The 13,383-nt window shown below is 62.4% G+C and carries 13 protein-coding genes; 1 reads left to right on the forward strand and 12 read right to left on the reverse strand.

What is annotated here, in order from left to right; translation table 11 throughout:
* Positions 1 to 17 precede the first annotated feature (17 nt).
* The 8 genes from ACEN42_RS29325 to ACEN42_RS29360 form a co-directional block, all read right to left on the reverse strand.
* On the reverse strand, positions 18 to 1,310 hold the full coding sequence (locus ACEN42_RS29325) for a gallate dioxygenase (protein ID WP_250485617.1): 1,293 nt from the start codon (positions 1,308 to 1,310) through the stop codon (positions 18 to 20).
* Positions 1,311 to 1,573: 263 nt separating this feature from the next.
* A complete protein-coding gene (locus ACEN42_RS29330; RefSeq protein WP_250485618.1) occupies positions 1,574 to 2,446 on the reverse strand; it encodes a sugar phosphate isomerase/epimerase in 873 nt (290 codons plus the stop codon).
* Between the two features lie 36 nt (positions 2,447 to 2,482).
* Positions 2,483 to 4,024, reverse strand: a complete 1,542-nt coding sequence (locus tag ACEN42_RS29335) for a sugar ABC transporter ATP-binding protein (RefSeq protein WP_371883246.1) — start codon at positions 4,022 to 4,024, stop codon at positions 2,483 to 2,485.
* Between the two features lie 60 nt (positions 4,025 to 4,084).
* Entirely contained in the window at positions 4,085 to 5,032 is a 948-nt protein-coding gene (locus ACEN42_RS29340; RefSeq protein WP_371883247.1) for a sugar-binding protein, read from the reverse strand.
* A gap of 32 nt (positions 5,033 to 5,064) precedes the next feature.
* Positions 5,065 to 6,069 carry an ABC transporter permease gene (locus ACEN42_RS29345; RefSeq protein ID WP_238210958.1) on the reverse strand — a complete coding sequence of 335 codons (1,005 nt, stop codon included), beginning with the start codon at positions 6,067 to 6,069 and terminating at the stop codon, positions 5,065 to 5,067.
* Positions 6,070 to 6,194: 125 nt separating this feature from the next.
* Positions 6,195 to 7,478 carry a D-tagatose-bisphosphate aldolase, class II, non-catalytic subunit gene (locus ACEN42_RS29350; protein ID WP_371883248.1) on the reverse strand — a complete coding sequence of 428 codons (1,284 nt, stop codon included), beginning with the start codon at positions 7,476 to 7,478 and terminating at the stop codon, positions 6,195 to 6,197.
* Positions 7,471 to 8,457, reverse strand: a complete 987-nt coding sequence (locus ACEN42_RS29355; RefSeq protein ID WP_371883249.1) for a sugar kinase — start codon at positions 8,455 to 8,457, stop codon at positions 7,471 to 7,473. The genes ACEN42_RS29350 and ACEN42_RS29355 overlap by 8 nt, the downstream gene beginning before the upstream one ends.
* 81 nt (positions 8,458 to 8,538) lie before the next feature.
* Positions 8,539 to 9,411 (reverse strand): DeoR/GlpR family DNA-binding transcription regulator, encoded by an 873-nt coding sequence (locus ACEN42_RS29360; RefSeq protein ID WP_371883250.1) that lies wholly within the window; start codon positions 9,409 to 9,411, stop codon positions 8,539 to 8,541.
* 112 nt (positions 9,412 to 9,523) lie between these two features.
* On the opposite strand from ACEN42_RS29360, the gene ACEN42_RS29365 reads away from it, so the two are divergent.
* Positions 9,524 to 9,898, forward strand: coding sequence for an ester cyclase (locus ACEN42_RS29365; protein WP_238288631.1), 375 nt, complete (start codon positions 9,524 to 9,526; stop codon positions 9,896 to 9,898).
* Here the strand turns inward: ACEN42_RS29365 and ACEN42_RS29370 are convergent.
* The 4 genes from ACEN42_RS29370 to ACEN42_RS29385 are packed head-to-tail and all read right to left on the reverse strand — an operon-like array spanning position 9,895 to position 13,382.
* Complete coding sequence (locus ACEN42_RS29370) at positions 9,895 to 10,665, reverse strand: ABC transporter ATP-binding protein (RefSeq protein ID WP_187603895.1); 771 nt, start codon at positions 10,663 to 10,665, stop codon at positions 9,895 to 9,897. The genes ACEN42_RS29365 and ACEN42_RS29370 overlap by 4 nt on opposite strands.
* A 13-nt stretch (positions 10,666 to 10,678) precedes the next feature.
* Positions 10,679 to 11,461, reverse strand: coding sequence for an ABC transporter permease (locus ACEN42_RS29375; RefSeq protein WP_238210948.1), 783 nt, complete (start codon positions 11,459 to 11,461; stop codon positions 10,679 to 10,681).
* Positions 11,462 to 11,471: 10 nt separating this feature from the next.
* A complete protein-coding gene (locus ACEN42_RS29380) occupies positions 11,472 to 12,296 on the reverse strand; it encodes an ABC transporter permease (RefSeq protein WP_371883251.1) in 825 nt (274 codons plus the stop codon).
* Positions 12,297 to 13,382 (reverse strand): ABC transporter substrate-binding protein, encoded by a 1,086-nt coding sequence (locus tag ACEN42_RS29385; RefSeq protein ID WP_371883252.1) that lies wholly within the window; start codon positions 13,380 to 13,382, stop codon positions 12,297 to 12,299.
* Position 13,383: the final 1 nt, after the last annotated feature.

The following is a 13,383-nucleotide window of genomic DNA, read 5'->3' on the forward strand; positions in this document are numbered from 1 at the left end:
CCTGTCTCCTCTTTTATTCAGTTCTTCGCCTTGTCCCAGTCGAGCTTGCCCGCGCCCTTGCCCGCGACCGAGTACAGCGCGCCGGGCGCGTTGCGTGTCTTCTGAAATTCTTCGAGCGTTTCACCGCGCATCGCGGCGTAGATATGCAGGTTCGATACGCCCGTCACCGCGCCGAGCTTCTCCAGCATGAAGAAGATCACGCCGTAATGAAGCAGGCCGCGCCAGTCGCGTCGGCGAATGAGATCGCGCTCCTGTTCTGAGAGACCGGCCGACTCGAAGCTCGCTTCCTCGTTCTCCTTGAACGCCTCGCGATGCGCAGGCTCGACCATGCGATGCAGATACTCGTTGATGCGATACGCGCGCACGGCGGTTTCGATGGAGAACGGATAGGTGCCTTCCAGCTTCTCGACATCGGTGAGCTGCACGGCCATCTTCTGACGATGACGCTCGACGATCGCCGGCTTCGTCTCGCTGTCCTCGCCTTCGTAGATCGCGGTCGCGATGCCCGCCATCGACGGCAGGTAATAGCTGCGATGCTTGCACACGACATTCGACGACAACGCGCCGCGCATCGTGAGCCACATGATCACTTCCGCGCCTTCGTAGCCGCCGAGCGCCGCATATTCGGCGATGGTCATATCCGCGAGCTGTTCAGGATCGCGCTCGAAGAGATCGAGGAAACGCGCATCCCATTCCGTGTTGTTGAAGCCCGCGCGTTCGCCATGTACCTGATGCGAGAGACCGCCCGTGGCGAGAATCGCGACCTTGATGTCCTCCGGATAGCTTTCGATCGCGCGGCGCAGCGCCTGACCCAGCTTGTAGAAACGGCGCGCGCTCGGCACGGGCAACTGCAGCACGCCCATTTGCAGCGGCACGAGCTTGACCGGCCATTCGGGCTTGTGCGGGCAGAGCATCGAGAGCGGCGAGAAGCAGCCGTGATCGAGCGCCTTGTTCTGGAAGAACGACATGTCGAATTCGTCGGACATCAGCGACGTGCCGATGTGCGCGGCAAACGCCGGATGACCCTTGATCGGCGGCAGATCGCGCGCGCCGCCGCCTTCGTCCGCGACGCGCCATTCCGGGCCTACGCCGAGCGAGAACGCGGAATAGTGATCGAAGAAGAACGACGTGACGTGATCGTTGTAGATCGTGACGATCACATCGGGCTGCTTTTCCGCGAGCCAGTTCGCGAGCGGCGCGAAATTCTCGAAGATCGGCGCCCAGACGGGATCGTCGCGCTTGTTCTTGTCGAACGCGAAACCGATAGTCGGTGTGTGCGAGGCGGCAATGCCTCCGATGATCCGTGCCATGTGCGCTACTCCTTCTGAATGCGTGGCCGAGCGGGCTTGCTTTAGTGAAACTGAAGCCCGAAGGGTAGCGAGGAAGGCAGCGGCGCTGGTACTACGCGTTAACCAGTAATTTGCTTATGTGCATGGGGTTTCGGCGTGCGGGAAGCCCGCCGGGACGGGCGCGGCGAGGTGTGCGCCGGGTTCGCGCCATCGATATGCCGATAAGCAAAACTGATGGCGCGTGAAGCAGGACGCAAGAATGGCCGTTTTGCCGGCCTGCGCGGTCAGGCCAGCTTGCCGCGAACGAACTGCAGCGAGCGGCGAGCGCGCTCGTCCATCTGCTCATCCGTCGCACCATTCGACATGTCGCGCCAGACACCGACGGCCCGGCTTACGGAGCCGCCCTTGCGCATAAAGGGTTCCATCACGATGGTCCCGTCGTAGTCGATTTCCTTCAGTGCGCCGAAGATTTCGTCCCACGGGAGACGGCCCTCTCCGGGCGGCAGCCGGTTCGCTTCGCCGAGATGGAAGTGTCCGAGCTTGCCTTTGCACGCGAGGATCGCATCGCGGAAGGAATGCTCCTCGATGTTCATGTGGAAGGTGTCGAGCTGCACCTTGCAAGCCGGGCTGTCCACTGCGTCGACGAAGGCAAGTGCTTCCTTGGCGTCGTTGCATAGCCATTGCTCGAAGCGGTTCACCACTTCCAGCGCATAGATGATGCCGTAATCTTCGGCGACCTCGATGACGCGGCGCACGCTGTCGATCGCATGGTCGACGTAAGGCCGCTTGTCCTTCATGCCGGGCGGCGGCGACTGCGGCCACGCGCAGAACGTGAGGCCGGCGAACACCGGTGCGCCGAGCATGTGGCAATCGTCGAGCAGACGCTTCACATATTCGGTGCCGGCGTCGCGCACGCTCTGCTCCGGCGATGCGAAGTCGTACTCGGGCTTCAGCCCGATGCAGCACATCACCGTGAGGCCCAGATCGTCGGCGACCGCTTTCAGCTCGCGCTTCTTCGCATCCGGAAGGTTGTGGAATTCGCCGAGCGAGATTTCCATCATGTCGAAGCCGAGCCCGGCGATGCGCTTTGCCGTCGCGGGAAAATCGACCATCCACTCGGTCGACCAGTAGGTGTAGAACATGCCAACCTTGTTCACGGCGAAACTCCTCTATGAGAGCGTCTCGAAGTCAGCTCAGGAAACGAATCCGGTCGGCTTGACCTCCGGATGCGCGGGATCGGCGTGTTCGAGCGCGGCCAGGGACATGATCCGTTCCTCCGACGCTTCATCGAAGCCGACTTCGCCCACCAGTTGCCCCGCACGCATGACCAGAATACGGTCCGAGATGGTGAGAATCTCGGGCAGGTCGCTCGAAATCACGAGAATCGCCAGGCCTTCGTGAGCGAGCTCCCGCATCAGCGCATAGATTTCCGCTTTCGTCGTGACATCGACGCCTCGCGTCGGCTCATCCACGATGAGCACGCGCGGTCTCGATGCCAGCCACTTCGCCAGCACGACCTTTTGCTGGTTGCCGCCGCTCAGGAGCCGCACCAGTTGCTCGACCGTCGGCGTCTTGATCTTGAATCGTCCGACGTAGGTGTCGATCAGCCGCGCCTCCTGCATGGGCCGCACGACCGGTCCTTTCGACAGCCGGCCGAGTCCGAGCGCAGCGAGCGAAAGATTGCTTCCGACCGACATGCCCAGAACCAGTCCCTGATCCTTGCGGTCTTCGGGGGCGAGCGCAATGCCGAGCCGCATCGCATCGCGCGGCCGGGAAATCCTGACTGGCTTGCCCGCGATGGAGACGGTCCCGTGTTTCGGCGGAGGCGCGCCGAAGATCCCCATCGCCACTTCCGAGCGACCCGCGCCGATCAGACCCGCAAGGCCGACGATTTCGCCCTGTCGAAGCGAGAACGAGACGTCGCGATAACGATGGTCATCGCCCAGGCCTTCCACCGAAAGCACCACAGGCTTGCCGGCGTGCTCCGGTCGAACGCGCTTCACCTCTGCAAGGTCGCGGCCGACCATGAGGCGGACCACCTCGTCCGGCGAGGTATCGGCAAGCCGCGCGGTGCGCACGTGCTTGCCGTCGCGCAAGACGGTTACGGCGTCGCAGTTGTCGAACACCTCGCGCATCCGATGGGAGATGTACAAGATGGTCACGCCCCGGTCCCGCAACTCGTGAACGACCTTGAAGAGCGTGAGCGAATCGGCTTCGGACAAGCTCGATGTCGGCTCGTCGAGGATGAGCAGGCGCGGCTCGTGAATCAACGCCTTGCAGATTTCGATGAGCTGTTGCTGGGCGATGGTCAGATCGCCCAGACGCGTGTGGGGATCGAGCGAGATGCCCAGACGCAGCATGGCGGCCTTCGCCTTTTCCAGCAGCGTGCCGCGGTCGACCAGCACGCGCGCCATGCGCGGCTCCGTGCCGAGGAATATGTTCTCGGCGATCGTCATGTTCGGAGCCAGCATGAGCTCCTGGAACACGATGGAAATGCCCTTCTTCGCCGCGTCGCGCGTGCCGGTGAACTCGACTTCCTGTCCGTCGAATATGAGCCTCCCGGAAGTCGGCGAATGCGCCCCGGCGATGACCTGCATCAACGTCGACTTGCCTGCGCCGTTCTCGCCCATGATCGCGTGCACGGTCGCCGCCTCGACGCTGAAGGAGACCTCTTGCAGCGCCTTGACACCCGGATAGGTCTTGGTGATCTGCTCAACGCTCAATAGAACGGTCATGGCGGGACTCTTCGCAAGGAAAGCATGGGACCGTCGGCATCCCGGTCCCGGGCGGATGGATTACTTGCCGCCGACGAACTTGTCCACGTTGGACGAATTCACGATGTCGACACCGGTATCCGTGATCGGCGGAATCTTGCCGCCCTTGGACAGTTCATTGAGCTGTTTCACCGACTCGATGCCCATCGCGAGCGGTCGCTGGCCGATCAGCGTGGTCGCGTAGCCTTCCTTGAGCAGCTTGACTTGCGACGGCAACGTGTCGAACGAGACGATCACGAACTTGCCGGACTTGATGTCGGCTGCCTTGTTCTTGACCGCGCGGATGTAGGCCTCAGGCGCGAACATCGGCCAGCCGCCTGCGAAGAAGATGCCGTCGAGATTCGGATTCTTGGCGAGAATGTCCTGAATCAGTTGCACCGCCGTGCTGGAGTCGTCGTTGCACGCAAAGGGCGAACCCGACACTTCCTTGAAGCTGCCGCCGAGCTTGGACTTGAAGCCCTTGATCCGCTCGTTCAGATTCGCCGCCGACAAGCCGCCCGTCAGAATCGCGTACGTGCCGCCCTTCGGAAGCGCTTTCGCGAACGCTTCCCCGGCGGCCTCGCCGCCAGCCTCGTTGTTCGTGCCGATGAACGCGGCCCGCTTGGACTTCGGCGCATCGGAGTCGAACGTGACGATCGGGATATTCTTCGCGACAGCCGCACTGATGACGTTACCGATGGAGTCGGCGTTATTCGGCGCAATCGCGATACCGGCGACCTTCTTCGTGATCAGATCCCTGACGATGCGGCCCTGCTCGGCGTCATCGAGTTGCGCCGGGCCCGTGAACAGGCACTCGGCGCCGAGTTTCGCCGCCTCTTCCTTGCAGCCTTTCTCCGCATCGGCGTAGAACGCGACGCCGAGCGCCTTCGGCACGACGGCGAAAACCTTCTTGTCGGCTGCGTGCGATTGCGCGACGCCGAGCCCGAACAGGACGGCGGCTGCTACTGCGCTGATCATGGTGCGTGTCATGTCTTCTCCAAGGGTTGTTATGGTTACAGCGCTCATCGACGTCGCCAGACGCCTTTTCTGAGTTGGTCGATAAAGACGGCAAGCACGATGACGGAACCAACGAACACCCCTTGCCAATAAGCGTCCGTTCCGAGCAAGACGAGACCATTGCGCAGCACTTCGAGGATGACCGTGCCGACGAACACGCCGATCACGGTGCCTTCGCCGCCGGACAGGGCCGTGCCGCCGATGACCGCCGCTGCGATGACGCTCAGTTCCTTGCCGAGGCCCTGATTCGAAATCGCGGACGAAAGGTAGCTCACTTCGATGATGCCCGCGACACCCGCCAGAACAGAGGACATGATGTAGACGCTCATCTTGAGCCGGTCCACATTCAGGCCGGTGAGCATCGCCGCGCGTTCGTTGCCGCCGACCGCATACAACTGGCGGCCGTAGACCGTTCTCTTGAGCACGATCGCGGAGATGATCGCCAGCACCACGAAAATGATGAAGGGAACCGGCAGGTCGAGGAAGTCGCCGCCACCGAGCGAGAAGAACGCGTCGCCGTCGGGCCGGAAGCCGTCGATTGCCTTGCCGCGTGTGATGATGAGCGCGAGCGCACGCGCGATGCTCATGGTGGCGAGCGTCGGCACGAACGGCAGCATGCGCAGCTTCGTCACGCAGAAGCCATTGAAGAAGCCGACGGCGGCGCAGATGAGAAGCGTGAGCGCACACGCCGGAACGACACCCATGCCCGACTGCATCATCGCGGCGGACGCCACCGCCGCAAGGCCCCACACGCTGCCGACCGAAAGGTCGATGCCGCCGGTGATCATCACCGCAGCCTGACCGAGCACCACGATGCCGATGAACGACAGATTGCGCGCGTCGTTGAGCAGATTGCCCTTGCTGGCGAAGTCAGGCGCGAAAATCGATAGCAGCACGATCATGATGGCCAGCGCACCCACGATGCCGGTCTCGCGCGAGTGCATTATTTGAGACGCGAAACCCTTGCGAGGCTTAGGCTGCTCGTTGTTGACCGGGGTCACCTTGCTCATATGTCGCCTCCAGTACGCCTCGGCGCTCGCCATGGAATGGCGAGCCGCTTTTACCGTGAAAAATTCTAGTTTCGAGTCGAAAGCCCAACAAAGCGGGTTTTCCCTGCACAGGTAAGAAAGACGCCTTACTTTCTACAGGCGGCCGCATACATGCCGATGACTTCCCGGACCTTACCGAAGATCAGGCTCATCGGCGAACCGTCGATCAGACCGCGCCGGCGTGGCCAGTACTGGTTCGGGAGGTATCGGCTGATAAGGTTTTCGCTTATGTCGACGCGTTCCAGATTGGACACCAGCTTTCGCGTTGCGGCGCCGACCGCCGGATCGGCCCAGTAGTAGCGAATCCGGTCGCTGTAGCTGAACGTGCGCAAGAGGCGCTTTTCCTGTTCGCTGCCGTGGTAGTACTTCTCCCAATTCGTGGGTTTCTCCAGCATCACGCGCTCGACCACGGCTCGCAGATCGGAGCGCGCATCCGCTGCGACCAGTTCGTCTTCGATGTCCGCGAGCGCATAGAGCGCTTCCCGCAACGCGAAGGTCGCGCCGGGCCCGACTTTCAGAATGGCGAAGCCATCGCGAACCAGCGCCGAAAGCGCTTCGGGCTTCTGATAGTCCGTGGAATGGGCTTCGAAGACCATGTCAGGCAGGTCTTCGAGGATATGCGACAGTTCGCGAGCGGACGACGCGTCGTAGTCCACGACCTTCGTATGGTCGAATTCCACGCCCGGCTGAACGACCAGACCCACGACGCGCTGCCACGCCGCGTCCAGGCCACATGCTTGCCATGCCGCACGATGCACCGCGACGGTATCGAGCGCCGCACGCGGACTCGTCGCCTCGACCGCAGAGAGCGCTTCGGATGCGCCCCCGGGCACGGGCACTTCCGTACCGACGATGTAGACCGGGCGTTCGCGCAGTCCCGCGCGCCCGGCTGCCTGCTCCGCGACCGCGCACAATCGAGCCGCACGCCGGGCGACGATTTCGTCGGAAAGACGCGGCGGGTCATCGGCGCAACGCATGCTCGTGTCGAGGTGAAGCTTTCGAAATCCTGCCGTGGCGTACGCATCGATCAGGGCGTCCGCGCGTGCCATCGCTTCATCGGCCGGACGATTGCTCCAGGCATTCGGGCCGAGATGGTCGCCGCCGAGAAGCAAGCTTGCCCGAGGAAAACCGACGCTGTCGGCGATGCCGTGCACGAATCGCACGAAGTCGGCCGGCTGCATACCGGTGTAGCCGCCATACTGGTTCACCTGATTCGAGGTCGACTCGAGCAGCAACGGCGTGCCGTCATCGAGCGCCTGCCTCATGCTCGCCTCGATCACCCACGGATGAGCCGAGCAGACCGAGTAGATCCCCCTCAGCCGGGACGCAAATCGTGCGTCGCCCGTGAGTCGCGTGACGATTTCAGTCATGGCTCGCCTCGGATCTCTCCTGGATGAACGCATCCAGTTCTGCGAGCGTTGCGGTGCCTTCCATGGGTCCGCGATACGTCACGGCGCGCGCGCCCGCGGCGCTGGCGTACGTCAACGCGCGTTCGACAGCAAATCCCTGTGCGCGACAGGCGATATACGTACCGCCGAAGCAATCCCCGGCGCCCGTCGGATCGACTTCGGTCACCGGCAACGCCCGCACGTGCCGCTCGTCTTTTCCGTCGTAATAGCTGCAACCATCCTTGCCGCGTTTCACCACGACCTCGCGCACGCCTCTGCCCAGCAGTTCATCGATCGCCGCCTTCTCGGTGCTCGCGCTCGCGAGCAACATCACTTCATGGCCGCTCGGAAGGAACACGTCGGTGTAGTCGAGGATGAAGTCGAGCGCCTCGCGCATTTCCGGAATGCGCAACATCTCCTTGCGGATGTTCGGGTCGAAACTGACCGTGCCACCGTTAGCCTTCACCGTTTCGATGACGCTCTTCATCGCCTCGATGATGCGGAACGAGAAGAGCGAGGAGCCCATCACATGGAAATGCCTGCAATCCTTCAGCAAGTGTTCGCGAATCTCGCTGACAGAGAGATGTCCCGACGCGCTGTTGACGATGTTGTAGATGAAGTCTCTGTCGCCGTCCTTGCGATAGGTGACGAACGCGCTGCCGGTCGTCGCGGCCTTGATGACGGATATGCCGGAGACATCGACGCCGTCCTCGCGCAGGCGTTCGACATTGAGCACGCCGAAATCGTCATCGCCGACACATCCGATGATCGCGCACGGACTACCGCATTTCGCGACCTGATCGATAAAAATTGCCGGAGCGCCGCTCGCGAACGGTCCGATCAGCGTTCCTGCCCGCCGGAACGACTGCCCGATTTCCGTAGCGAGAATCTCGACGAGAATCTCGCCCATCGTGAGGATGCAGCCGGGACGAGCGTCCGGTTTCGCTTCAGATTTCGCCATGTCGGTTTTCATTAGGATAACGATGCACGAGGCGCCAGAAAGCGCGCGCACTTCGGTTCTTCTACTTCTCAATACGTCCTGTCAGGAAGCGCGAAACTCCAGAATTCCAGTGTCTCGCCTTTGTAGCTGAAGACCTTTGCGCATGACCGTCTCCATCGTCGGCGGGTCGATTCCATCGTCGATAAGAAGCGTGTCGATCTCTTGCGCGCTTGCAAACACTTCGCCGCTGCGTTCGTCGAGCGCCGGCTGAAACGCGACGACGATCGTGCGCCTGGCAGCCCGGCGCGCTGCCTGCGCCACACGCGCCAGGGCCAGGTTCGCCGTCAGCAGGTTGCCGTCACGATCGACACCGGATGCTTGCAGGACGCACAGATCGATCGCGCGCCGCCCGACGGAAGCTTCGGCGTCAGGGCCGGTCATCACGGTCGAGCCGTGTTCCAGTTGCCCGCCAGTCAAAAGCACCTCGCAGTGCAGAAACCGCTGAACCGTCTGCGCAACCGTAACGTCCTGCACCAGCAACGAAAGGTTTGCACGGTCTGCGAGGAATGGAATCATCTTATGAACGATCTCGCCCGCGCCCAACATGACCGCTTCGCTATCCGCGACCCGCTCTGCCGCGAATCGGGCAAGAAGCGTTTCGGAGGCCTTGCGTGCAGCGGCGTCGGACGCTGGCACGAGTATGTCGTCTCCGGCCTTCTGCGCGACATAGCGGGCTTTGCCAAACGAGCGCAGCAGATAGCGCTGCTGCTCCAGGTAAGTCAGATCACTGCGGATGGTGACGCTCGAAACTTCGAAAGCCTGACTGAGCTCATCGACGGAAACCTCGCCTCGCTTGCGAACGAGCTCGACGATTTGAAGGCGTCGCTTCAATGAACTCTTGTTGGTGAGCATCGGGCCGCTTTCATCCGCTCTTTCGTCACGGAAGAGTCTAGTTTCGAAACGAAAGAAGTTCAAAGCGAATCTCGTCATGGTTTTCCCGTGAGAGAACGCTGGATGAGCAAGGGAACTGGAGCGCGTCGCGCTGTGAGAGGATGCACGGATCGTCGACTCTTGCAGAGCGTATCCGATGCTTTCAGAAATTTATCGCGGCTATATTGCCTGTCTGAACGCACAAGACTGGTTAAATCTCGGCACGTTCGTTCATGACGCGCTGCACTACAACGGCCGCGCGCTGACGCTCGACGATTATCGCGAGATGCTGATAAAGGACTTTCGCGAGATACCCGATCTCTTTTTCGACATTCAAATGCTGATCGAGGAACCGCCGCGCATCGCGTGCCGATTGCGGTTCGAGTGCGCGCCGAAAGGGGTTTTCATGGGACTGCGCGTGGACGGAAAACGCGTCGTGTTCTGCGAGAACGTGTTCTATGAGTTCCGCGAAGGGAAGATCGACAACGTCTGGTCCGTCATCGACAAAGCCGCGATCGAGGCGCAGCTTTAGGCGGCTTCCGTGAAGAACGTATCGACGATATCGTCCCGCAAGCGCGCGACTTCGCGATGTCCCACCTTGCGCGGCCTCGGCAAACTGACGTCGATCACTTCGCCAATCCGCCCGGGCCGCGCCTGCATCACCACGATCCGGTCCGAAAGCAGCACGGCCTCTTCCACATCGTGCGTGACGAGCACCATCGTGATCCGCTCGCGCTCCCATATACGCTGCAATTCGAGTTGCAAACGACTGCGCGTAAGCGCGTCGAGCGCGCCGAACGGCTCGTCGAGCAGCAGCAACCGCGGCCGATTGACGAGCCCGCGCGCGATCGCCACGCGCTGCGCCATCCCGCCCGACAACTGATGCGGATAATGCCGCTCGTATCCCGTAAGCCCGACAAGCTCGATATGCTCCGCCACCGCCCGCGCCTTTGCCGCTTTCGAGAGCGGCGCATTGCGTAACGCGACGGCCACGTTCTGCTCGACATCGAGCCACGGAAACAGCCGATGATCCTGGAACACGATGCCGCGCGACAGATCGGTCGTCACGATACGCTTGCCGTCGAACTCGATCTCGCCTTCGTGATTGCCATCGAGTCCCGCCACGAGCCGCAGCAACGTCGACTTGCCGCATCCGCTCGCCCCGACGATGCTCACGAACTCGCCACTCGTAATCGACAAGTCGATGCGATCCAGTACCGGAGGCGCCGCATCGTCGTTGAAGCGCTTGCTCACATGCCGCAGCGTCAGACCGCTGTCTTGCTCGATTACAGTCGTCATTCCTGGATTCTCCTCAAGCCGCGCGCGACGTATCGAACCAGCGCCGCTGCACGCCGCGCGCGAGGGCATTCAGCGCCCACCCCGTCAAACCGACCACGATCACGCCGAACACGACGAGATCCATGCGAAACTGCTCGCTGCCATCCACGAGCGTATTGCCGATCCCGCTGCCCGCGACGAGCAGATACTCCGCCCCGAGCGTCGCGAGCCACGAATAGATGAGCGCGAGATACACGCCCGTGAAGATCGACGGCAACGCCGCAGGCAGCACCACATACGCCAGCGTCTGCAACTTGCCATAGCGATAGGCGCGCGCCACATCGAGCAAGTCGGCGGGCACGGCGCGAATGCCGTCGTTCGTGTGCATCACGACGGGCACGAGCGCCGCGAGCGACAGGAACACGACCTTCGCGACATCGCCCAGACCGAACCAGACGGAAATCAGCGGAATCCACGCGAACAGCGACACTTGCTTGAACGTGTTGAAGCTCGGCGCGATCGCACGATTCGCCAGCTTCGAGATGCCGAGCAACGCGCCGAGCGCGAGGCCGAGGCTCGTGCCGATCGCAAATCCCGTCAGTTCGCGCGCAAGCGATGCGGAAAGCGCACGCACGAGCGCGCCGCTTCGAACCTGCTCCACGGCGGTGGCCCAGACCTGCGCAGGCGATACCATCACGCCGTGCCCGAGTTGCGCGCCGCGCGACACGAACCACCACACCCCGAGCGCGGCGATCGGCAGCACGAGGCCGCGCCACGATCCTTTGACCGATCCTGCTTCCCAATCCAGAGTCGACATCTGTTGATCCTCAAACGGAACGGCCGCGCTGAAGCTTGCGCTCGAAAACATTGAGCAGACGATCGGCCACATAACCGATAGCCCCGACGATCAGCACCGCAGCCAGCACGAGATCGAGTTGAAAGAGTTGCCGTCCATACACGATCAGATACCCCAGCCCTTCCGACGACGCGACGAGTTCGACGACCACCAGCGTGAGCCACGCCTTCGTGAACGCGAGCCGCACGCCGGTGCCGATGACGGGAATCGCCGAAGGCAAAGTCACGCGGGTAATCACCTGCCAGCGCGAATAGCGATACACCGCCGCGACTTCCTGCAATGCGCGCGGCGTGCCGCGAAAGCCCTGCAACGTCGAAAGCGTCACGGGAACGAGCGCCGCATGTCCGATCAGCAGATACTTCAACGGCTCACCGATACCGACGACGATCATCAGAAACGGCAGCCAGCCGAGCACGGGCACCTGCACGATCGCATTGAAGCTCGGCAGTACGTAGGCCTCCAGCGTGCGTGACAGGCCCAGCAAACCGCCCAGCACGATACCGAGCGCCACGCCGCCGCCGAAGCCCACGGCAGCACGCGTCATGCTCGCGGAGACATGCATCCACAACTCGCCGCTTTTCAGGAGCGCGCCGAGCGTTTCGAACACGAGCGCGGGCGGCGGCAGCACCTGCGCGGAGATCCAGCCGTATCGCGAACCGAGCATCCACAGCAAGGCCATAGCGATGGGCACGAGCCACGGCAACGCGGTCCAGCCGATCGTGCGCAACGTATCGCTCGACCACGTCCCGCGCGCGCGATACGCGGGCAGAAATACACGCGTCAGGGCATTGGCCATCTATCGATTCTCCGCGAGACGTTCGCCGACGGCCTTGCCCGATGCATCGAAACGCGGCCAGTACGCCTCGAGCTTCAGCGACTTCAAAGCCTGATCGAGATACTTCGGCTCGAACCATCCGTTCACGCTGACGGGCTGGCGGATCAGGTTCAGGCGCAGAGCGTCATCGGCGACGGCCTGATAGCGCGCGACGAGAAACGGATCGATGAGCGGCGAATTGCGATCCTTCAACGGCTGGTTCGCATACTCCGAGGCCCACGATTCGGTCGGAACGCCGCTCTTCGACCACAGCGTGAAGAGCGCGTTGCGGTTCGCTTCATCGGACGACCAGTACGCCGCCTGAACGACCGCGGTCACGACCTTCTGCACGGTATCGGGATGCGCGCTTTCGAAGTCGTCGAGCGCGAGCAGATGCGCCTGTCGCGTGAGCTGCAAGCCGTCGTCGCGCGATGCATAGACGATCTTCGCGAGCCCCTGACGCTGCAGCTTGAAGAGCGAGTAGTCGAGGAACACAGCATCGACGCCCTTCGATGCAAGTGCGGCCTGTGCAGCGGCGGTATCGAGATTGATCACGCGCAGATCGCGCTCGGTGAGGCCGTTTTGCTTGAGCACGTTATCGGCGACGAGTTGCAGATTCGTCCCGCGAAAGATGCCCACGCGCTTGCCCTTGAGATCCTTCACGCTCTTGATATCGGAGTCGGGCGGCACGGCGACATAGACGCCCGCGCGCACGTTCGACGCCACCAGCAAATGCGTCTTCAACCCGTTCGCGCGGCCGATCACGGCAGGCAGATCGCCCTGATACGCGAAATCGATCTGCTTGTTGGCGAGCGCTTCGTTCACGGCCGGGCCCGCGCCCTTGAAGAAGATCCATTCGACCTTGACCTGCGCGGGCCGTAATGCATCCTCGACACGATGCTGCAACTGCGCGGTCGCGGCCGGCGAGCCGCCGAACGTCGGCGGATCGCCGCTGCCCTGCTGCGCGACGCCGATGCGCACCACGGCCGGATCGGCGGCATGCGCGGGACCGATGAGCGCGGCGAACAACGTCGCGGCGCCGACGAGGAGCTTGAATCGTAGTGTCATC

Origin of the sequence: Caballeronia sp. S22, from assembly GCF_964261745.1 — a bacterium.
GTDB classification, from domain to species: domain Bacteria; phylum Pseudomonadota; class Gammaproteobacteria; order Burkholderiales; family Burkholderiaceae; genus Caballeronia; species Caballeronia jiangsuensis.